At 58.0% G+C, this 22,486-nt stretch carries 17 protein-coding genes; 4 read left to right on the forward strand and 13 right to left on the reverse strand.

The window, feature by feature from the left end; translation table 11 throughout:
* Window positions 1-31 precede the first annotated feature (31 nt).
* The gene (locus PJL69_RS03975) at window positions 32-1,507 is read right to left on the reverse strand and encodes a hypothetical protein (RefSeq protein ID WP_271308493.1); all 1,476 of its coding nucleotides are present in this window, start codon (window positions 1,505-1,507) and stop codon (window positions 32-34) included.
* Window positions 1,508-1,556: 49 nt separating this feature from the next.
* Between PJL69_RS03975 and PJL69_RS03980 the strand changes: the two genes are divergently transcribed.
* The 3 genes from PJL69_RS03980 (at window position 1,557) to PJL69_RS03990 (ending at window position 6,164) form a co-directional block, all read left to right on the forward strand.
* Entirely contained in the window at window positions 1,557-2,273 is a 717-nt protein-coding gene (locus tag PJL69_RS03980; RefSeq protein WP_271308494.1) for a copper chaperone PCu(A)C, read from the forward strand.
* Window positions 2,274-2,346: 73 nt separating this feature from the next.
* A complete protein-coding gene (locus PJL69_RS03985; protein WP_271308495.1) occupies window positions 2,347-4,410 on the forward strand; it encodes a hydantoinase/oxoprolinase family protein in 2,064 nt (687 codons plus the stop codon).
* Entirely contained in the window at window positions 4,407-6,164 is a 1,758-nt protein-coding gene (locus PJL69_RS03990) for a hydantoinase B/oxoprolinase family protein (RefSeq protein ID WP_271308496.1), read from the forward strand. Before PJL69_RS03985 ends, PJL69_RS03990 begins: the two co-directional genes overlap by 4 nt.
* Window positions 6,165-6,201: 37 nt before the next feature.
* On the opposite strand, the gene PJL69_RS03995 is transcribed toward PJL69_RS03990, so the two are convergent.
* Window positions 6,202-7,416, reverse strand: coding sequence for an acyl-CoA dehydrogenase (locus PJL69_RS03995; RefSeq protein WP_209095841.1), 1,215 nt, complete (start codon window positions 7,414-7,416; stop codon window positions 6,202-6,204).
* Between the two features lie 236 nt (window positions 7,417-7,652).
* Here PJL69_RS03995 and PJL69_RS04000 point away from each other — a divergent pair, with 236 nt between their 5' ends.
* Window positions 7,653-8,771 carry a CaiB/BaiF CoA transferase family protein gene (locus tag PJL69_RS04000; protein ID WP_271308497.1) on the forward strand — a complete coding sequence of 373 codons (1,119 nt, stop codon included), beginning with the start codon at window positions 7,653-7,655 and terminating at the stop codon, window positions 8,769-8,771.
* Between the two features lie 67 nt (window positions 8,772-8,838).
* Here the strand turns inward: PJL69_RS04000 and PJL69_RS04005 are convergent, their stop codons facing one another.
* From PJL69_RS04005 to purS, 11 genes are all read right to left on the reverse strand, one after another.
* Entirely contained in the window at window positions 8,839-9,528 is a 690-nt protein-coding gene (locus PJL69_RS04005; protein WP_271308498.1) for an ABC transporter ATP-binding protein, read from the reverse strand.
* Window positions 9,525-10,280, reverse strand: coding sequence for an ABC transporter ATP-binding protein (locus PJL69_RS04010; RefSeq protein WP_271308499.1), 756 nt, complete (start codon window positions 10,278-10,280; stop codon window positions 9,525-9,527). The genes PJL69_RS04005 and PJL69_RS04010 overlap by 4 nt, the downstream gene beginning before the upstream one ends.
* Window positions 10,273-11,256: a branched-chain amino acid ABC transporter permease gene (locus PJL69_RS04015; protein ID WP_271308500.1), complete on the reverse strand. Its 984-nt coding sequence runs from the start codon at window positions 11,254-11,256 to the stop codon at window positions 10,273-10,275. Before PJL69_RS04015 ends, PJL69_RS04010 begins: the two co-directional genes overlap by 8 nt.
* 1 nt (window position 11,257) lies before the next feature.
* Window positions 11,258-12,175 carry a branched-chain amino acid ABC transporter permease gene (locus tag PJL69_RS04020; RefSeq protein WP_271308501.1) on the reverse strand — a complete coding sequence of 306 codons (918 nt, stop codon included), beginning with the start codon at window positions 12,173-12,175 and terminating at the stop codon, window positions 11,258-11,260.
* 142 nt (window positions 12,176-12,317) lie between these two features.
* Window positions 12,318-13,451, reverse strand: coding sequence for an ABC transporter substrate-binding protein (locus PJL69_RS04025; protein WP_271308502.1), 1,134 nt, complete (start codon window positions 13,449-13,451; stop codon window positions 12,318-12,320).
* A gap of 219 nt (window positions 13,452-13,670) precedes the next feature.
* A complete protein-coding gene (locus PJL69_RS04030) occupies window positions 13,671-17,027 on the reverse strand; it encodes an Rne/Rng family ribonuclease (RefSeq protein WP_271308503.1) in 3,357 nt (1,118 codons plus the stop codon).
* Between the two features lie 564 nt (window positions 17,028-17,591).
* A complete protein-coding gene (locus PJL69_RS04035) occupies window positions 17,592-18,278 on the reverse strand; it encodes an HAD family hydrolase (protein WP_271308504.1) in 687 nt (228 codons plus the stop codon).
* A 123-nt stretch (window positions 18,279-18,401) separates the two neighbouring features.
* Window positions 18,402-19,736: a sigma-54-dependent transcriptional regulator gene (locus tag PJL69_RS04040; protein WP_209095859.1), complete on the reverse strand. Its 1,335-nt coding sequence runs from the start codon at window positions 19,734-19,736 to the stop codon at window positions 18,402-18,404.
* Between the two features lie 4 nt (window positions 19,737-19,740).
* Window positions 19,741-21,504, reverse strand: a complete 1,764-nt coding sequence (locus PJL69_RS04045) for a sensor histidine kinase (protein WP_441347450.1) — start codon at window positions 21,502-21,504, stop codon at window positions 19,741-19,743.
* Between the two features lie 36 nt (window positions 21,505-21,540).
* A complete protein-coding gene (gene purQ, locus PJL69_RS04050) occupies window positions 21,541-22,209 on the reverse strand; it encodes a phosphoribosylformylglycinamidine synthase subunit PurQ (protein ID WP_209095861.1) in 669 nt (222 codons plus the stop codon).
* A complete protein-coding gene (gene purS / locus PJL69_RS04055) occupies window positions 22,209-22,439 on the reverse strand; it encodes a phosphoribosylformylglycinamidine synthase subunit PurS (protein ID WP_209095863.1) in 231 nt (76 codons plus the stop codon). Before purS ends, purQ begins: the two co-directional genes overlap by 1 nt.
* Between the last annotated feature and the right edge of the window lie 47 nt (window positions 22,440-22,486).

Consider the following 22,486-nt stretch of genomic DNA (forward strand, 5'->3'; position numbering starts at 1 on the left):
TGCCGGTTCTGTCTAGAGGCGAGCGGTTTTGTCAGAATCCGCGCGGCGATGCAAGCAGCCAAAGTCCAAGAAACGTGCAATAAATCATAAAGATAGCGACAGGCGCCTGCGTAAGCGCAACGCGCGTTCTGGTCGCGCGCAAAGCCACCGCATGGGCCAACAACAGTGCCACGACATGTCCAATCACCACGCCACCCGCCTGACAAAGCCACAAAAGGCGGACACTTTCCTGAGTGTTGAAAAAACCGGTTGAGACATAAAAGGTCCCCAACCCCAACAGATCTTGCCCGCGTGCCCAGGGGTCACTCGCTGCCGCAAGCGCGTATTGGGACTGGACTAGAAAACTCGTGAAGTAATGGGCAAAATGATAGCCCAATGCGATGGGCAGAACCGTCGGTGCAAACACACAGAACGCTTGGTGCAATGGCATGTCGACACGCCCCAGTTTCACCCCAAGCCAAAGCGCCCCGACAAAGCAGCACACCAGAATGACATTGGCCACCACCAGACCGCCAAGCGTTTGCCAAACCACAGCGGATCGTCCGGGAAACTCCAGAGGGTTCAGCCCCAAGAGATCAAGCCACCAGAAGGTTTCATTCAGGCCATCAAAGATCCCGCTGCCCAATATCAACAGGCTCAACAAGGCGGGACCAAAACCAAGTCTACGCCCATGCAACAGCTTCCAGCCATTCAATCCAAAGGCAATGCGCCCGCCTTTGTGTCCGAACATGCCAACCCGCGCATAAAGTGTCAGCATCATCGACACACCATCCGCACGCAGGCGCCAGCGCGGGCCAAACACCATCATCCCCGCAAAGGTCAGCCCCCAATACAGTGCCACAACGCGCGCAAGCCGCGCGGGATCTGACGGGGCAACATCGGCCAGAACAAACCCGACCAATGCAAGAAAACTCAAAATCCCAACCCAATGTCCAAGCCAGCTGGGATATCGCACGCCAATGCTGCCGCCGATCAGCCAGCGACACAGCCACACAGGCCCACTCCAAGGGTTCACCCAACGCCAAAGATCCCCAAACAGCCCTTGTATCGCTACAAAACCGATCCACCAAAGCGTCCAAATCGTCAGTGGCAACGGATTTGCCAAAGGATCTCGTGGCCCTTCAAGACCAACATAGATCAGCCAAGCGAGACAGATGGCCGACAGTAAACTCGTGGCGTTTCTGATCCATGGCTTTGCCCCAGACTGCCACAAACGCTTGTAGCAGAAAGACGACGTAACCGCGCGTTCAGGCAAGATCAGCAGCATTGCAACCGTCAACGCCACCGCCAGCACACCAGATCCAATGTACAGATCAGTTGGCAGCAACAGCACAAAGCCGCCTTCAGAGGTATGCGCAAGCGCACTCCCAGCAGAAAGCGCCACCACGCCCAGAACACGCCCCCCCTTTGCGACCGTGCGAATGACGGATAAAATGAATGAGAGGATCTGACAGCACATGCGCGGATCATACTGAGAGGGTACAATGATGAAAGCGCGAAAAATCATAGGGCTATGTTTGGTCGCGCTCTGTGCGTCTGGCGCATCATGGGCGCTGATGCGACCGGACCGAGCCACGGACGTTTTACTGACAAACGCAACAGCAAGCCCCTTGTTGGCTCAGCCAAACACAATCGCCGTTTTTTTGGATATCGCCAATAGCGGCGCCCCTGACAGATTGATGTCGGTCACCTCTCCGGAGGCGACCGTCGCCCAGTTTAGTGGCACAGACAGCCGTCGTGCGATCCCCGCAGACAGCAGTGTCGCCTTGGCCGCCGACGGTATGTTTGTGGCGCTCTCTGGTATTTCAGGCGCTTTGGACGACGGGCGCACATTACCTGTTGCCCTGACGTTTGAGAACGCAGGCACCGTTCACACCCGCGCACGCATTGTTGCCCCTAGAGAAACAGGAGATGCCCCAGATTATGGCCTGTTTGGGATTGGCGACATCTGTCAGGTCGGCGAAGGCGAACCTGCACCAAACATCGAACTCTTGGCCGAAAAATCCGGCGATGGCTGGCAGATCCGCGTGCTGTCTGACGCGTTTGAATTCACACCACATCTTGTCGATGGCCCGCATGTTCCGGGCACTGGACATGGGCATATCTATCTGAATGGCGTAAAGCTCGGGCGCCTTTATGAGCCCTCCACCACAATTGGCGCTCTGCCTCCCGGCGCGCATGACATTCGCGTCACATTATCCACCAATGATCACCGCGCCTATGTTGTTGGAGACCAGCCCATCACCGCATCGATTCGGATTCTCGCCGATTGACAGGCCCCAACCTCGCCCTCCATCATTTGTATACAAACGAATTTGCCGTGCAAATGACAGCGGAGGATGATCCATGTCCGACACTTCCCAAAGGCCCAAAGCCGCTGTGGCCGGGATCGACGTGGGCGGTACGTTCACGGATCTGGTGGCATTGGACGCAGAGGGGATAATCAAACTCGCCAAGGTGCCAAGCACACTTCAAAACCAGGCACATGGTGTTTTGAACGCACTGGCCGCGGCAGACTGCAAACCATCCGAGCTGTCACTGATCGTGCATGGGACCACAACAACCACAAACGCCTTGCTAGAGCGTAACCTAGCCCGCACAGGATTGATCACCACCGCAGGTTTTCGCGACGTGTTGGAACTTGGCCGCCGCACCCGCCCGCAGGCCTACGGCATGCACGGCCGTTTTGCCCCGCTTATTCCCCGAGATCTCAGGCTGGAAGTGGCCGAGCGGATGGACCGCGATGGAAACGTTCTTGTGCCTCTGGACAAAACCGCCCTGCGCGCCGCGGTACGACAGCTCCGCGATGCGGGCTGCGAAGCAATTGTCGTGCATTTCCTGCACGCCTACGCCAATCCCCGCCATGAGCTTGAAGCCATTGCCGAAATTCAGACGCTTTGGCCCAATGATCACATTACGGCAGGTCATCAGCTGTTGTCAGAAAACCGCGAATACGAACGCGGGGTGACGGCGACTGTCAATGCCTGCGTGCAACCTCTTCTGCAACGCTATGTGCAAAGCCTGTCTGACACACTCGCCACACAAGGCTATCCCGGCGACCTTCTTGTGATGAATGGCAATGGCGGCATGGTCAGCGCGCGCCATGTGGCCAAAGAAGCGGCCAAAACCGTAATGTCGGGGCCCGCCTCCGGTGTCATGGCCGCCGCCTATACCGCTCGCCGCGCAGGCATTCCAAACGTCATCACTTACGACATGGGCGGCACGTCCACCGATGTGGCGCTGATCCGCGACGCAAGCCCTTCGGTGTCCAATGAAATAGAGGTGGAATACGGGATGCCAATTCACGTCCCCATGGTGGACGTGCGCACCGTTGGTGCCGGTGGTGGCTCCATCGCCAAAATCAACAGCGGCGGCCTGCTAGACATCGGCCCACAAAGCGCAGGCGCAACCCCCGGCCCCATTTGCTACGGCTTGGGCGGCACGGATCCCACAATATCTGACGCCAACATGTTGCTGGGGCGGCTTGATCCAAAAGGCGTCAGCGCGTCAAGCGGCGGCACCAAAAACAAGGTTCAGCACATCATCGAAACGCAAATTGGCAAGCCTCTTGATCTGACAGCAACCGAAGCGGCGGCTGCCATCGTTCAGGTGGCCAACACCAAGATGGCAGGTGCGATCCGCATGGTCTCGCTCTCGCTTGGCGCGGATCCACGTGACTTTGCACTTTTTGCCTTTGGCGGCGCTGGCCCCCTGCATGCCTGCGCGCTCGCAAAAGAACTCAACATACCGCGTGTGCTTGTGCCCGCCCGTCCGGGCCTGACCAATGCGCTGGGCTGCGTGGTTGCGGATCTGCGCCACGATTTCGTTCAAACGATCAACGCACCGCTCAAAACGCTCAAACCAACCCAAATCGCCGATATCTTCTTCAAACAATCCGCAAAGGGCAAACAACTGGTTCTCAATGAAAACATCCCCATCACAGAGATCGAGAACCACTATTCCCTTGATATGCAATTTGTGGGCCAAACCCATCTGTTGCGCGTGCCACTCACAGAGCCGACGACCTCACCAGAGGATCTGCATTCCCTGTTTGAAGCTGCTTATCGAGCCCGTTTCCATGTGGATCTTCGGGAGGTTCAGGCTGCGGTGGTCAACGTCAACTGCTCCGTCATTGGCCGGCGCGAAACGCTCGACCTGCGCCAGCTCTTTGACCCCCGCAAACGCAAAACCACGCTTAAAGACGCCCAGACCGGCACCCGCGATGTGTTCTTTGATACCAACTGGCATCCCACGCCTGTCTATGGGCGCGACTCCCTGCCCGAAACATTCACCCTGATCGGTCCCGCCATCATCGAACAGCTCGACACCACGATTGTGGTTCCGCCGGGGGACCATGTGACACCAGATCATGACGGCAATCTGATCATCACCATTGCAGGTGCCACATGAGCGTTGATCCCATCACTCTCACCGTCATTCAGGCCGGGCTTCAGCAGGTCTGTGACGAAATGGATCTCACCTTTTCCCGAGCGGCCTTCTCCCCAGTGATCGCCGAAGCCAACGACCGTTCCGATGGGATCTACGCCGCCGAGGATGGCGCCTTAATCGCGCAAGGCAATGCCGGACTGCCCGTGTTTGTGGGCACTATGCAATATTCCACCCGCACGCTGATCGCGATGATCGCATCTGGCGAGGTGTCATCGCCAGGGCCCGGCGACATCTACATCGTGAACGACCCCTATTTGGGCGGCACTCACCTGATGGACGTGCGCTTTGCCATGCCTTTCTTTCGGGATGGCAAAATCTTCTGCTGGCTCTCCAACACCGGCCACTGGCCCGACACGGGCGGCGCTGTGCCGGGCGGCTTTTCCGCCTCTGCCACAGCGGTGGAACAAGAGGGCCTGCGCCTGCCCCCTGTCAAACTCTTCAAACGGGGCCAGCTGGATCAGGAGATCTTTGCCATCATCAAATCCAATATCCGCGTGGCCGAGCAACGCATCGGTGATATTCAGGCTCAAGCCGCCGCACTTCTGGTTGGGCAAGAGCGACTTACGGCGCTTCTGGATCGCTATGGCGACGCGCAAGTGTCAGAGGCCATCGCTGAGCTGCGCAGCCGTGCCAAAACACAAATGCGCGCCTGCCTGACAGAAATCGCCCCCGGCACCTACCCCGCGACCGCCTATGTCGACAGCGATGGCGTGGTGAACACACCTCTGACCATCGCGCTGACCGTGACCAAAGATGAGACGGGTTTGACGTTTGATTTTTCAGGCAGCAGCAAGCCCTGTTTGGGGCCGATGAACTCGGTGCGCGCTACCACGCTCAGCGCGGTTTATCTCGCCATGCGTCACATCTTCCCCGAGGTGCCGATGAACGCAGGCGCCTTTGCGCCACTCACGGTGATTGGCATCGAAAACACATTTCTGGATGCGCAGTACCCCCGGCCGGTCTCTGGCTGTGCCGCCGAGGTGTCTCAACGCATTGCCGAAGCGGTCTTTGCCGCGCTGGTCCCTGCGCTGCCAGAGCGTGTCACTGCCGCCCCAGCTGGCACCAGCGGCAATTTCGCGCTGGGCGGCCATGACCCGGCAAAGGGGCGCGACTACGTGATGTATCAGATCTCCGGCGGTGGCTATGGCGGCAACGCTGATCACGATGGTCTATCCAACGGCTGTTCCACCATCGGCATCTCCAAGGCACCGCCGATTGAAATCATGGAACAGGCCTATCCGGTGCTCTACCACCGCTATGCCTTGCATGAGGGCTCCGGCGGCGCTGGCGCGCAGCGTGGCGGCTTTGGGCTGGACTATGAAATCGAGCTGCGCCGCGGCCATGCCAACGCCAGTTTTGTGATGGACCACGGCCGTTTTGGCCCGCAAGGCGCACTGGGCGGCAACGATGGCGCGGTCAACCGCGTCACCGTCTGGCGCGACGGGGTCGCCCACACACCCGAGCACCTCTCAAAGGAACAGGATATCCCATTGTCGCCCGGCGACCGCGTACATGTGCAAACACCGGGCGGTGGCGGCTATGGCGATCCGGTGTCTCGCGATCCTGATCTGGTGGCCGAAGATGTGCGTCTCGGTCGATACACGCAGGACCAAGCGGCTGAGTTGTTTGGTGTCGTTTTGCAAGACGCAGGCCCAATGCCAGACCTCGACCAAACACAAACGCTGCGTAAGAAAAAGCGCGCCACCGAAAAGTAGCACACTTTAAATTCGTCAATTAACAATTTGTTAATTATTAGAAAAACGCCTGCAACCCTGTCTGCGCACGCCCAAGGATCAGCGCATGCACATCATGGGTGCCTTCATAGGTGTTCACCGTCTCAAGGTTGATCATGTGGCGGATCACCCCAAATTCCAGGCTGATGCCATTGCCGCCGTGCATGTCCCGTGACATACGCGCAATATCCAGCGCCTTGCCACAGTTGTTGCGTTTGATCAGCGAAATCATTTCGGGTGCGGCTTCCGCCTCATCCATCAAGCGCCCCACGCGCAGCGCCGCCTGCAGGCCCAGCGTGATCTCTGTTTGCATATTGGCCAGCTTCAGCTGGAACAGCTGCGTCTGCGCAAGCGGCTTGTTGAACTGCTTGCGGTCAAGCCCATACTGACGTGCCGCATGCCAGCAATACTCTGCTGCCCCCATCGCGCCCCAGGCGATGCCATAACGCGCACGGTTCAAACAGCCAAACGGACCCTTCAGACCTTCCACATTCGGCAGCAGCGCATCCTCTGACACTTCCACATTGTCGAGCACGATCTCACCAGTGATGGAGGCGCGCAGGCTGGCCTTATGGCCGATCTTTGGCGCACTCAAACCTTTGGTGCCTTTGTCCAGAACAAAGCCACGGATCTTGCCACCGTGCGCTTCAGACTTCGCCCAAACCACAAAGACATCCGCAATCGGGGAATTGGAAATCCACATCTTGGAGCCATGCAACACATAGCCGCCATCCACCTTTTTGGCGGTGGTTTTCATGCCCGCAGGATCAGATCCCGCATCTGGCTCCGTCAGGCCAAAACAGCCAATCCATTCGCCAGAGGCAAGCTTAGGCAGATATTTCTGGCGCTGCTCTTCGCTGCCATAAGCATAGATCGGATACATCACCAGCGAGCTTTGCACCGACATCATAGAGCGATAGCCACTGTCCACACGTTCCACTTCGCGCGCCACGAGCCCATAGGTGACATAGCTGGATCCGATGCCGCCGTATTCTTCAGGGATGGTCGTGCCCAAAAGCCCCATCGCGCCCATTTCGGCAAAAATCGCGGGATCCGTTTCTTCGTTTTCAAAGGCAGAAGTCACCCGCGGCATCAGCTTTTCGTCGCAATAAGCACGCGCGGCATCGCGCACCATGCGTTCATCTTCGAGAAGCTGGCTTTCGATCAGAAATGGATCTTCCCAATTGAACGATCCCAACTCTGGTTTGGACTGCGGCGCCAGATCTTTGGCCATGTGATCTCCTTCCTCGCGCCCGGATTACAGGCGCTTCTGACTGTCTTTGTTGGGGCACACAATGCGCCGCCGTGTCCCAAGGTCAAGCCGACGCGCGCAAAAAGCCGCGACGTCGCGAAAATTCTTGGGCGTTGCCTTGCCAGCCAGTCTGCGCATTGTAAGGTCCCAACATCGCCGCAAATGCGGCATTTCCAGCCAGTCTACCACAGATCGGTCCTGAATAATAAAGGCACCCCATGACCCCACTACACGGTCTCAAAGTTGTTGAACTCGCACGCATTCTTGCTGGTCCCTGGATTGGCCAATCGCTCGCCGATCTCGGCGCTGAGGTGATCAAAGTCGAAGCGCCACAGGGCGATGACACACGCACATGGGGCCCGCCCTTCATCGAACGCGACGGCGACAGAACCGCCGCTTACTTCTACGCGGCCAACCGGGGCAAGACGTCGGTGGTGGCCGATTTCCGCACCGAGGAAGGCCGCGCGCAGGTGCTTGATCTCATCAAAGACGCCGATATTCTGATCGAGAATTTCAAAGTTGGCGGTCTGCAGAAATACGGCCTTGATTATGAAAGCCTCGCTAAGATCAATCCGCGCCTGATCTATTGCTCCATCACCGGATTTGGCCAGACCGGCCCCTACGCCAGCCGCGCGGGCTATGATTTCATGATTCAAGGCATGTCTGGCCTGATGTCGATTACCGGAGAGCCGGAGCGCCAGCCCCAAAAGCTGGGCGTTGCGGTCACCGATGTGGTCACCGGGCTTTATGGCACGATCGGCATTCTCGCCGCTGTGGAGCAACGCCATACCACCGGACGCGGCCAACATATCGACATGTCCCTGCTCGATTGCGCCACCGCGCTTCTGGCCAATCAGGCGATGAATTACCTTGCCACCGGTGAAAGCCCGACGCGCAAAGGCAACGCCCACCCCAACATCGCGCCTTATCAGGTGGTGCCCACATCAGACGGTCACATCATCATCGCGGTGGGCAACGATGGGCAATTTCAGCGCCTTTGCGGGGTGCTCAGCCGTGGCGATCTTGGCGACAATTCCTCATACGCAACAAATCAGTTGCGGGTCGCATATCGCGATGCGCTGACCGCTGAAATTGAGGCAGAAACCGCCAAGTGGCCCGCTGCCGATCTGCTCTCAGCTCTTGAGGCAGCAACCGTGCCCGCAGGGCCGATCAACGCAGTGGCCGACACACTCAACGATCCGCAGATCCAGGCGCGCGGGATGGTGATCGAAGCCGACGGCGTCAAAGGTGTGCGCGGCCCCTGGACTTTTTCAGATGCAGAGCTGGCCACAGATCGTAGCGCGCCTGTGCTGCCCAAAGCGGTCGCAGACACGTAAACCAATCTCTAATCACGGGCGCATGACATAATCGCCATGTTCCCGTGATGTCTGAATTTTTCTTCCACTACACGCCGAGATAGCGATCAGTTTCTTCCGGGCCCAACGCCTCAAACGCCCCGCTCCAGACCGTGCACCCCTTTTCAAGGATCACGGCACGATCCGCCACCTGCCCCAACTCGCGCAGCGACTTATCAATCGCAATAATGGCCATACCGGTTTCAGCCTTGAGTTTGGCAACCGCCGCCCAGATTTCCTGACGGATCACAGGCGCAAGCCCCTCTGTCGCCTCATCCAGAATGAGCAACCTTGGGTTGGTCATCAGCGCGCGCCCAATCGCCAACATCTGCTGTTCACCGCCAGACAGCGACGCCGAGGATTGATCGCGCCGCTCTTCTAAGCGTGGGAACAATTCGCAAACCGCACCAAAATCCCACGCACCTTTGCGCGCCGCCGCAATCAAGTTTTCATACACGGTCAGGTTCGTAAAACAGCGCCGCCCCTCTGGCACCAGCCCGATCCCCAGCCGTGCAGCCTTGTGCGAAGGCGATGCCCCAATATTCTGGCCTGCGAAATGAACCTCGCCCTGCGCATGCGCCAGCATCCGGCAGATCACTTTCACTGTGGTGCTCTTGCCCATCCCATTGCGCCCCATCAGCGCAACCACCTCGCCCTCGCCAACCTCAAGCGTGACATCAAACAACGCCTGACTTGGGCCATAAAACGCAGCGATTTCATTCAGTTGCAACAGGCTCATGCAGGCACCTCGTCGCCCAGATAGGCGCGCCGTATCTCGGGATTCACCTTTATTTCCTCGGGGGTTCCGGTGGCAATGATCTCGCCATAAACCAACACACTGATCCGATCGGCCAAGGCAAATACAGCATCCATATCGTGCTCAATCAGCAGGATCGGGGCAGCTTGGCGCAGCTCTTTGAGCAAGCCAATCATTTGGGTTGCCCCTTCAAGACCGAGCCCCGCCATCGGCTCGTCCATCAGAAACACTTTGGGTTTCAACGTCAGCGCCACAGCCACCTCCAGCTGCCGCCGCTGCCCATGGCTCAGATCCGCTGTGCGTGTGCCGGCAAACGCGGACAGCCCCACCTGCGCCAACGCCTCCTGTGCGACCGCCAGCAAGGATTTATCCCTCATCACCGGCGCGAAAAACCGCATCACGGTGCCCCGCTGCCCAAGCGCGCCCAGCACCGCATTTTGCAAAACCGTATGCTCCATCGCCAATGCGCTGATCTGAAACGTCCGCCCCAGTCCCAACTGTGCGCGCTGCGCTGGCCCAAGCCCGGTCAGCGGCGTGCCCAATAGTTCGACGAAGCCACTGTCAGAGGCCAAATGCCCCGTGATCTGCTGAATCAACGTGGATTTCCCAGCCCCGTTCGGGCCAATCAGCGCGTGGATCTCCCCTTTGCGCAAATCCAGCGAAACGTCGTTGGTCGCTTTCAACGCGCCAAAGCTCTTGAACAGCCTTTCCGCACGCAGCACCACCTCAGTCATGTGCTTTCTCCCGCCCCGCAATCGCGCCAATCACACCGCCTTTGGCAAAGAGCACGATGCCGAGCAGCAGCGCCCCCAGATAGACATGCCAAAACTCAGATAGCCCGCCCAATGTGTGCTCAAGAAGGATAAATATCATCGCGCCGATCACCGGGCCAAACAGCCGCCCAACACCGCCAATAATGATGAAAATCATGATCTCACCAGACATCTGCCAGCTCAGCATCGTCGGGCTGACAAAGCGGTTCAGATCCGCAAACAGCGCGCCCGCCAGCCCGGTGATCGCACCGGAAATCACAAAGGCCACCAGCCGCAAACGATAGGGCACCATGCCCACCGACAGCACCCGCGTCTCATTCTGTCGCGCCGCACTTAATGCGAGCCCAAAGGCTGAGTTCTGCACAGCGCGCATCAACGCCAAGACGCCACATAGGATCACAAAACACAGGCCAAAAAACTGGATCGGGTCAAGTGTGTTCAGCCCCGGAAAGCCGTTACGCACATAGATCGACAGCCCGTCTTCGCCGCCATACGCGGGCCAGCTGATCGCGAAGTAATAGATCATCTGCCCAAAGGCCAAGGTGATCATGATGAAATACACACCTGACGTGCGCAGGCTCAGCGCCCCGATCGCCAGCGCCGCCAGCGCGCTCGCGATCACCGCAACCAGCCAGATCACCGGCATGGATTTCGTGCCCTCAATCAGGAACGGCCATTTGGCGATCGGCGCATAGCTTTGCGCATGGCTTGCCAAAATGCCCATGGCATAGCCGCCGATCCCGAAAAACGCCGCATGGCCAAGGCTCACCAACCCGCCAAGCCCCAGCGCGAGGTTCAGCCCCACACCCGCCAGCGCAAAGATTGCGGCGCGCGTCGCCAGCGTGATGATAAACGGCTCATCGGCCACATAGGCCCACAGCGGCACCCCAGCCAAAACAGTCAATGCTGCGAGGTTGGTCCAGCTCTCTCGTGTCATCTCATGCCACCCCATAAAGTCCGCGCGGGCGGACGATCAAAACAACAGCCATCAGAATGTAAATCAGCATCGACGCCAAAGCTGAGCCGACAGAAACCGCTGCCGAAGGCTCCAAGATCAGGCCAAACATCTGCGGTAGCAGAAAGCGCCCCAGCGTGTCCGTCAAACCAACCAAAAGCGCGCCAACAAAGGCGCCTTTGATCGAGCCGATGCCGCCAATCACAATCACCACAAAAGCCAGGATCAGCACAGGCTCTCCCATGCCAACCTGCACCGACTGGATCGCGCCCACAAGCGCGCCGGCAAATCCGGCCAAGGCCGCACCAAGGGCAAAAACAAAGGTGTAAAGCTTGGCAATATCCACCCCAAGCGCAGCAATCATCTCCCGATCCGCCTCACCTGCGCGAATGCGAATGCCGACCCGCGTGCGGTTGATCAGCGCAAACATGCCCACGGCCACGGCCAGCCCAACCAGAATGATGGTTAGGCGATAGGCCGGATACTGAATGCCGCCGGGTAAGGTCACCGGCCCTGAAAGCGCCGCAGGCACATCCAGAAACAGCGGAAAAGAGCCAAACAGCCAGCGCGTGCCTTCCGAGAAAATCAGGATCAACGCAAAGGTTGCCAGCACCTGATCCAGATGGTCCCGATCATAAAGCCGCCGGATAATCGTCAGCTCAATCAGCGCGCCTGCCAGTGCGGCCGCTGCCAGGGACGCCATGAGCGCGAGCAGGAAAGATCCCGTCAACGCCGCCACAGCAGCTGCCGCAAAGGCGCCGATCATATAAAGCGAGCCATGCGCCAGATTGATCAGGCCCATCACGCCAAACACCAGCGTCAGCCCTGCGCTCATCAAAAACAGCATCACGCCAAACTGAAGCCCGTTCAGCAGCTGTTCTATGAATAGAAGAGTTGTCATTGCCCCACCCCGCACCGCCGTAAGGTGCGCTTCTGCCGTCAGCAGAAAGTCATCATGTCAGAAGGATACCAAACACTGCACGCAGTCAAACGTACGCGCGAAACGTCATAGGGGGAGGCGCAAAAACCTCCCCCAGATCATCTTACATCTTGCACTCAGCCGCATAGGCATCGGCATGATCAGACAGGCCGGTTGCGATGATCTTATTGGTAAACACATCACCCTCTTTGATCACTTCGCGCACATAGATGTCCTGAATAGGATGGTGATTGTCGCCAAAGGCAAAATCACCGCGCACAGAGTCAAACTCCGCCGCTTTCAGCGCCGCACGGAATGCGTCTGCATCCGCAACATCCGCTTTGTCCATCGCTGAGAACAACAGGTTCGCGGTATCAAAGCCCTGGCTTGCATAGAGCGAAGGCAGACGCCCGTATTCCGCCTGGAAAGTCTCCACAAAGGCCGCGTTGGCCGCATTGTCGATGTCTTTGTTCCACTGGCTGGTGTTTTTCACACCCATTGCCGCGTCGCCCACCGCCTGCAGAATGCCTTGATCAAAGCTGAAAGCTGGACCAACCAAAGGCAGATCTACACCGCTGGCTGCATATTGCTTCAGGAAGGAAATCCCCATGCCCCCGGGCAAGAAGAAATACACGCTGTCCGCGCCACTCGCCCGGATTTGCGCAATCTCTGCTGCATAGTCGGTCTGGCCCAGTTTCGTATAAAGCTCGCCAGCCAACTCGCCGCCAAACAAGCGTTTGTAGCCAGTCAGCGCGTCTTTGCCCGCCGGATAGTTCGGCGCAAGGATGAAGCTGTTCTTCAGACCCGCATCATTGGCATAGGCCCCGGCCGCTTCATGCAGATTGTCATTCTGCCAAGCCACGTTGAAGTAATTCGGATGACAGCCCTTGCCCGCCAATGGGGAGGGTCCTGCGTTTGGAGACAGATAGAATTTTCCCTGCGCCGTGGCCGCTGGCACCACGGCCATGGCGAGGTTGGACCAGATAATCCCGGTCAGAACATCGACTTTCTCAGACTGGATCATCTTGTCCGCCAGCTGCACTGCCACATCTGGCTTGCGCTGATCGTCCTCGATGACAACTTCCAAATCATCGCGTCCGGCCTGCTTGACCGCCAGCATAAATCCATCGCGCACATCAATACCAAGCCCAGCCCCACCGCCAGACAAAGTGGTGATCATCCCAACCTTCACATCTGCCTGCGCCATGGCACCCCAAAGGGCCGTCGACGCGGCCAAAACCGCCGTCCTTAAAAACATCGCTTCGCTCCCTATCGCTTTTTATCCTGTTACCAAACCTTGTGCGCTGAGGCCCCTTTCCGTCAATAAGCAGACGAAATTTTTTTCAAGCTTGAAATATCGAAGCCTAAAAAAGAGGTTTCACACGTTAATTCAGCACGTTGGCGATCAAAGCTCACATGAAGTCAAAGCGCAATCCAAAAAGAAAACGCCGGGGCGAACCCCGGCGTCTCTCAATTATCAGCCTCGTGACCACCAGCCACGCCGCTTTGGCTTGGGTGGTGCGGCAGGCTCTGGAGCTACCTCAACCACAGCTGGTTCAGGCTCAGAAGTGGCTTCCGGTGCAGGCGCTTCCGCCACCTCTTCCACAACTGGCTCAGCAGTCTCCTCAACCACAGAGGTAGCGTCCTCAGCGGCCTCCTCAGCAGGCGCTGGCGCCGCTTCGGCGGTTTCAACAGCCTCAGCTTCCGGCGCCTCTGCCTCAGCCGCGTCGGCCTCAACCACGGGATCAGCAGCTGCTTCCACTTCAGCAACAGTCTCAGCGTCTTCCGGCGCAGCATCCCCAGCGGGTGCCTCCTCAGTTGGCGCTTCGGCCTCTGCGTTGGTCTCTGCATCCGCTTTCTTGCCACGGGAGCGGCTGCGACGGCTGCGAGTGCGCTTCTTGGGCTTCTCTTCCGACTCTGCATCCTCTGCAGGCGCTTCGTCGGTTTTCGTCTCAGCATCCGCGTTTTCAGAACCCTCTGCGTTTTCGTCCGATGCGTTGTCGTTGCCGTTCGCGTCACCATCCGCGTTGTCAGACCCGCCGCGACGGCGGCGACGACGACGACGGCGCTTCTTCGGTTTCGCCTCACCATCTTCTGGTGCGGTCTCCTCAGCTGCGGCGGTCGCCTCTTCGACCTCTTCAACCTCAGCTTCGTCAATCGCATCCATGATCGACATGTCAGCAGACACAACCGGCGCGCTTGGCTCAGGCACCACACGGGTTGCGGTCTTGAACTTCTCGATTGTGAAGTCTGGCGACACCAGCGCAGGATCGCCTTCCACACGCACGGACAGGCCATAGCGCGCTTCGATCTGCGCGATATGCTCACGCTTCTGGTTCATCAGATAGTTCGCAATCGCCACCGGCGCCTTCACCAGCACTTCGCGAGAGCGGCCACGAGTGCCCTCTTCTTCCAGCTGACGCAGGATCGACAGCGCGAGGTTGTCGTCAGAGCGGATCAGACCCGTGCCATGACAATGCGGACACGGCTGCGTCGTCGCCTCGATCATACCCGGACGCAGACGCTGACGGGACATCTCCAACAAGCCGAAGCCCGAGATACGGCCCACCTGAATGCGCGCACGGTCGGTTTTCAGCTTGTCTTTCAGACGCTTCTCAACCGCAGTGTTGTTCTTGCGCTCATCCATGTCGATGAAGTCGATCACGATCAGACCGGCCAGATCGCGCAGACGCAGCTGGCGCGCCACCTCTTCCGCTGCCTCAAGGTTGGTCTTCAGCGCAGTCTCCTCAATCGAGCCTTCTTTCGTGGCTCGGCCGGAGTTCACGTCAATCGCCACCAGCGCTTCCGTAACACCAATCACGATATAACCGCCAGATTTCAGCTGCACCGTCGGATTGAACATGCCCGACAGATAGCTTTCCACCTGATAGCGCGCAAACAGCGGCAGCGCATCGTGATACTGTTTCACGTTCTTGGCGTGGGACGGCATGATCATTTTCATGAAGTCCTTGGCGATACGATAGCCGCGCTCACCTTCCACCAGAACCTCGTCGATCTCACGCGAATAAAGGTCACGGATCGAGCGTTTGATCAGGTCGCCTTCTTCATAGATTTTCGCAGGCGCTATGGATTTCAGCGTCAGTTCACGGATCTGCTCCCACAGACGCTGCAGATATTCATAGTCCCGCTTGATCTCGCTCTTGGTGCGTTTCGCACCAGCTGTGCGCACGATCAGACCCGCGCCCTGTGGCACGTCGATCTCGCTTGCGATCTCTTTCAGCTTCTTACGGTCTGCGGCGTTGGTGATCTTGCGCGAAATGCCACCACCACGCGCGGTGTTTGGCATCAGCACGCAATAGCGGCCCGCCAGCGACAGATAGGTCGTCAGCGCCGCGCCTTTGTTGCCGCGTTCTTCTTTCACCACCTGCACCAGCATGATCTGGCGCACTTTGATCACTTCCTGGATCTTGTAGCGGCGTGGGCGTGGCTTGCGCGGAGGGCGAATGTCATCGCTGTCGTCGTCATCCGCAACGGATTCGATGTTCTCATCTTTTTCTGCCGCATCAGAGCGCTTGCCGCGACGACGGGAACGACGACGGCCATTTTTCTTGCCGTTGTCTTCGCTTTCCTCGTCATCATCCTCCTCAGAAGACTCATCGCCCCCTGCCTCAGAGTCTTCCGAAGCCTCATCAGCAGTTTCCGCGTCAGATGCCTCTTCTGCAGCCGCATCTGGTGCGTCAGCCTCAGCTGTCTCTTCCGCGCTTTCTGCAGCGGCCTCTTCAGCCGGAGCCTCTTCGGTGCTTTCTGCCGCTGGGGTGGCTTCCCCAGCAACCTCTTCAGCTGCATCCGCTTCAACGGTCACAGCCTCAGCCGCTTCGGCCTCAGGCGCTTCCACCTCTACAGCGTCGGCTTCAACGGTCTCTACAGCGGCATCTTCTGCCTCAGCAGCAGGCGCTTCTTCAGCCGCGTCGTCACCGGTGCTGGCTTCGGTCTCGGTTTCCTCACCCGTCTCAGGGTCTTTGGAAACAACGGCGTCTTCGCCTTCGGTGTTGGCAGCCATGGTCTTGCCACCACCGTCTTTGCCAGTCTCGTCTGTTTCTGCCTCGCCAGCTTCGGTCTGGTCTGTGCTCTCGCTCTCAGACGCCTCTTCAGCTTCAGCAGTCTCTTCAGCCGAGTCTTCTGCAGTCGCTTCAGCGTCGTCTGCAGGCGCGCCCTCAGCCGCGTCATTTGCTGCCGCAGCTTCCGCTGGCGCAGTCTCTACTGGCGCATCTTCGCCCGCATCAGACGCCTCGGTCGGCTCCTCAACTGGCGTGTCCTCCACCAGCTCCATAGGCGACAGACCCTCTTCAGGATCCTCACCAGCATCTTCCACCAGATCGATGGTCTCCATGCCGGAAATCTCCGCCATGGGGGCTTCTGCGGTTGCGTCTACAGGCGATTCCGCCTCAACGGCCTCGTTGGTCTCTGTGGTCTGCGCCTCACCGGAAACCTGATCCTCGCCCTTCTTGCGGCGGGAGCGGCTGCGAGAGCGCGAGCGGGACTTCGGCTTTTCCTCATCCTCATCGCGCGCCTTCATCGCCTCAGCATAGGCGCGCTCCTCTTCCAGCAGGGCCTCGCGGTCAGCCACTGGGATCTGGTAATAGTCTGGATGGATTTCCGAGAACGCCAAGAAGCCATGGCGGTTTCCGCCATAGTCCACAAAGGCCGCCTGAAGCGACGGTTCAACCCGTGTTACTTTTGCAAGATAGATATTGCCGGCGAGCTGCCGCTTGTTTTCGGATTCAAAGTCGAACTCCTCAACCTTGTTTCCGTCAACCACCACGACGCGGGTCTCTTCCGCGTGGGTGGCATCGATGAGCATTTTCTTAGCCATGTTTTCCGTGTGCACCCACACAAGCGCCGTGACCCTCCCGGAGGATCAGGCCAAAAACGTTGCAGGGGGTGTCTTGTCAGAGCGAGGGGATGCGCGCCGCCGATGGTGCCGCTTGCGGCCCCCACTCGGTCTCTCAAATCAATCGCGCGCTTCATCGCGTTTCTTCTCCGACGCATCGGGCAAATTCGCCGCGTCTGCGCCTGTTCTAAGCCCTCCGCCAAGCGGTGCGGGCATCTCTATTGATCTGTCTCCAGATCCAATCGGTCTGTTTGATGCGCCGATCCCATGCCTCTTTGGCTCTGTGGACCGTTTGAAACACGCCAAACAGCGAAACTCATGCGGCGATAAAAGTGCTACCTGCCGTCAGTCTACATAAAACCAAGCCTGACCAGATTACAATGGGCAATCGCGCCGCGCTGTGGATATCTCTTCGCTTTGGGCTAAAATACTTTAATAACTGTTTATTTTAAATGCGACGGATCCGCAGAAGCGGCCACAGTTTGGCGACAATCCGCACGACACAAGATAAAGTTATCCACAGGCAGTGTGTCGCCGACTCGGCGGTCAGGCAAACGTCAACCGCAGCGCAGCAATCTGCCGTGCAGCTTCACCAAGGTCTTTCACGATCACCTGGCCCAGTGCGGGAAACGACTGATTTTCGGGGCGCAAGTCTGGCACCTGAAACGTGAAACACCCGGCCCGCATGGCTGACGTGGTCCCGAAATCACTATCTTCAAAGGCCACACAATCCTGCGCGGACACGCCAAGACGCCGTGCCGCTTCTAGATAAGGGGCCGGATCAGGTTTGTTGGCGCAAACTTCATCACCGGCACAGACCGTCTGGAAATAGGCCAATAACCCAGCATCCTCCAAATGGTGATGTGCAGGTTCTGCAAACGTAGAAGTCACCACCGCCATTGGAATGCCGGCCACCTGAATGGCCTGCAACAGATCTTGGGCATGTTTCTTAACGGGGACACCTGACTTTCTGTTGCGCGCATGCAGGTCTCTCCACTCCTGATCAAACGCGTTGAAGTCAACGTGCTTTGGTAAAAAGTCACGCAATCGCGCCGTTGTTTGCTCTTTAGAAGAACCAACCAAAGTGGCAAAAAACGCCTCAGCCTCATGCGTCGCAATTCCAAGATCTGACGTCAAAGTCACAAACGCCTGCATGAACATGCGCTCGGTGTCCAAAAGCAGCCCATCCATATCAAAAAGGAAAGCTGCAGGATGTTTCAAAACCTCTGTCATACGCAAATCTCAAATATGTCTCTTAGGTAAAAAATCTGCGCAATCAGTTGCAAACAAAAGAAAACGCCACAATCCCTATTCGGTCATGTGGCGTTCAACATTCTCAACACTGTGCAACAATGCTTACAGATAATCCGCCCGTTGCAGCCCGTATTTGGCCATCTTCTCGTTCAACGTCCGGCGCGGCAGGCACAACTCTTCCATGACACCGGCGATCGAGCCGCGATGCCGTCGCATGGTGTTGTCGATCAGCATGCGCTCAAAGGCTTCCACGTATTCCTTCAGCGGCTTACCTTCGGTGGTCACCACCGGCTGCATCTCTTCGTGATCATTCATCAGAAGCGAGGCAATCGTGCCCCCGCCACGGCGGCTTTGCAGCACCGCACGTTCCGCCAGATTGATCAGCTGACGCACATTGCCTGGCCAAGGGGCCTGCAACAACTGCGCCGCTTCCTGCGCGCTCACCTTTGGCGCGTCACAGCCATATTCCTCGCTGAACTGCTCAGACAGACGTGTGAACAGCGTCAGTATGTCTTCGCCCCGCTGTCGCAATGGCGGCACAGTGATGCGCAGCGCGGCAAGGCGATAGAACAGGTCTGGGCGCAACGCATCTTCGCAGGTGCGGTCCTGTTCCTGCATGTTGCAGATCGCAATAATCCGCGTCTCTGCTGGTGTGCCTTGTTCGTTGATAACGTTCAACAATTTCGCCTGCAGACTGTCACTCAGGCTCTCAATATCTTCCAAAACAAGCGTGCCACCGCGCGCCTCTTCAATGGCAGGCAGTTGACTGTCTTCGGGGTTCATCGGCCCAAACAGACGCCGCGCCAGCGCCTCTTCTTCAAACGCACCACAGCTCACCAGCACAAACTTGCGCCCACCGCGGCTGCCAACAGCATGCAACGCATGCGCCACAAGCGTTTTACCTGTGCCGGTTTCGCCATCAATCAACACATGGCCATCCGCCAGACCGAGATCGAGAATATCCTCTTTCAGACGGGTCATCACCGGGCTTGCGCCAATCAGCTTGCCCATGATTTGCTCGCCGTCGCTCAACTCGCGGCGCAGCGCCCGCGCATCCAGCGTCAGGCGGCGCGCATTGGTTGCCTTTTTGGCAAGCTGCGTCATGCGATCAGGATTGAACGGTTTTTCCAGAAAATCAAACGCCCCCACCCGCATCGCTTCCACCGCCATCGGCACATCGCCGTGTCCGGTGATCATGATCACCGGCAACGCGCTGTCCGTGCCCATCAACTTCTTGAGGAACTGCATCCCATCCATGCCGGGCATCTTGATGTCGCTGATCACAATTCCAGGATAGTCCGCCCCAAGCGATTTAAGCGCGTCTTCGGCACTGCCAAAAGTTTCCGTGTCATAGCCGGACAACGCCAACCATTGGCTGATGGACTGGCGCATGTCCTGTTCATCATCCACAATCGCTATTTTCATTCCTTGAGCCACGCGTTCACTCCGCTGCTTCGATATCTTCACTTAAAATAGGCAGCTGCACCTCAAATACAGCCCCACGTGTTTCGCCGTTGCGCGCGGTCAGCCGCCCGCCAAGGTCATTCACAATGCCAGATGAAATCGCCAGCCCCAGCCCCACACCATCGCCCGGTTGCTTGGTGGTGAAAAACGGCTCAAACAGACTGTCCAGATTATCTATGCCGGGCCCATTGTCGCGCACCGTCAAAGTCGCTGTTTCACCTGCCGCCAGAAGAATCTCGATTTCCGGATCCGTGACCGCCTCAGTGGCATCCAGCGCATTGCGCAGCAGGTTTATCATCACCTGTTCAAGCCGCACGCGGTCACCCATCACTTTCACCGTTTCGGACGGCACAATCTTGCTGATCTGAACCTTCCGCTGGCGCAGTTGCGGCTCCATCATCGACAGCGCAGAGGCCACCGCCTCGCCCATGTCCACAGGGTGTAGCTCATCCCCGCCTTTTCGAGCATAGGATTTCAGCTGCTTGGTGATCGCCCCCATACGCGCAATCAAATCATCAATGCGCTGAAAAGAGGTCAGCGCTTCTTCCGGCCGATTGCGCTGCACCAACAGGCGTGCGCCCGCCAGATAGGTTTTCATCGCCGCCAAAGGCTGGTTGAGTTCGTGACTGACAGCCGCCGACATTTCCCCAAGCGCCGCGAGCTTTGAACTCTGAGCCAAACTCTGCTCAGCGACCTCAAGACTCAACTGCATCCGCTCGCGCTCGGCAATCTCGCGCTGCAAACGCTGGTTCAGGCGGCGCAACTCCACGCTTTCGCGCTGGAAAAACACCATGCGTGACGCGCTTTTGCGCCCAAGCACATAAAATCCAACCGCCAGCAGGATCGCAAATCCCATGATTTCCAGCGCAAGAACCGCATTCACTTTCTCACGCACACTGGCATAGGGCGTAAAGCTCGCCATCTGCCAGCCACGGAAAGGGATCCGCGCGCCCATGCGCATCACCGCCTCGCCCTGCAAATAGGCATCGGCCGGCACCTGCGTCCAATCAGATGTCACTTTAAATGCGCGCTCTATCGCGCCAAGTGCAGGTTGTCGCGCGAGGGCTTCCACCTCGGTCGTGCCGCGCCAGCGAGGTTCGCTTGCTAGGATGATCACACCCTCACTGTCTGTCACAAGCACCGCATCAGAAATTCCAGCCCAGGCACGTTCAAACTTCTGCAAGTCGACTTCAACCGCAATCACACCAAGCGTCGTACCCTGACTCTCAAGCCGACGTGAATAAATGAATCGATTTGCGCCGGTGTCTTCTCGGGCTGTGGTGAACAGCGTCGCATTGGAGCGCAGCGCATTGACGAAAAACTGCTGATCCCGATAGAGCGTGCCAAGACGTGTGCGATCCGTGGCGGCGACAGTGCGCCCGCCTTCGTCCAGCAACAGCAAAGAGGCCGCACCAATCTCATCTACGAAACTGATCAGACGGGCGGTAGAGCTGGAAAAATCCTGCGATTCCAGCGCCCCAATCAATTCAGGATCTTTCGCAAGCAGTTGCGGCACAATCGCATTGCGGCGCAATTCACTCAGCAAATTGCCGGAATACAACGCCAGACGAAGCTCCGCGCGGTTGCGGGTGTTTTCTGTAAACCGATCCGTGAGAAAGCTGTTTGTGATCCAGATCGTGATCGCCGCAACCACAACAATACAGATCAAAACGATCCGTGCGCGCCACCCAACTGGGGTGGCATGCACCATGTCATAAGGTTGAGAGGTCTGCAGCGTCATTGCGCCACACTACGCGTCTCAAAGGTTGGCCTCAAGTCAGGCTAACACGAACTGCTCAGCCAACGCGCGGAACATTGCCACCCCATCGGTGCCACCATGGCCGATATCCGCCGCCCGCTCTGGGTGCGGCATCATGCCAAGCACGCGCCGGTTCTTGCTGACAACGCCCGCGATGTCTGCAACTGATCCATTCGGGTTGTCGGTGTAGGTGAACGCAATGCGATCTTCGTCACGCAGCTCAGCAAGTTTTTCGTCTGTCACGAAGTAGTTGCCGTCGTGGTGCGCGATTGGCACGTTGACCACATCACCCTTGCTGTAGCCTGCCGTGAAAGCCGTGTCAGCTGTGGCAACTTCCAGACCAACCGTGCGGCAGATGTATTTCAAGCCAGCATTGCGGCGCAGCGCACCGGGCAACAGGCCGGTTTCCGTGAGGATCTGAAATCCGTTACATACGCCAAGTGCATAGCCGCCGCGTTCCGCGTGCTGGATCAGCGATTGGCAAATCGGAGAGTTGGCCGCAATCGCGCCACAGCGCAGATAGTCGCCAAAGCTGAAACCACCCGGCACACCGACAATATCGATGCCTTCAGGCAACGCGGTGTCCTTGTGCCACACCATGGTGACATCGGCACCAGCCTGCTCAAACGCCACCGCAAGATCGCGGTCACAGTTGGAGCCTGGAAAAACAATGACCGCTGCTTTCATCAGCCCATCTCCACCCGGTAGCTTTCAATCACCGTGTTGGCGAGCAGCTTTTCGCACATCTCATTCACGGTGGCCTCGGTGGTGCCTTCTGCAAGATCCAGCTCAATCACCTTTCCTTGGCGCACACCTTCCACGCCGTCAAACCCAAGGCTCCCAAGCGCGTGGCGCACGGCCTCACCTTGCGGGTCCAAAACACCGTTTTTCAACATGACATATACGCGGGCTTTCATCTGGTCTTTCTCCGGTTGGGCAAAGGCGGGACGGCCCCGCTTTTTCT

This window comes from Shimia sp. MMG029, from assembly GCF_027947445.1.
Taxonomy (GTDB): Bacteria; Pseudomonadota; Alphaproteobacteria; order Rhodobacterales; family Rhodobacteraceae; genus Shimia.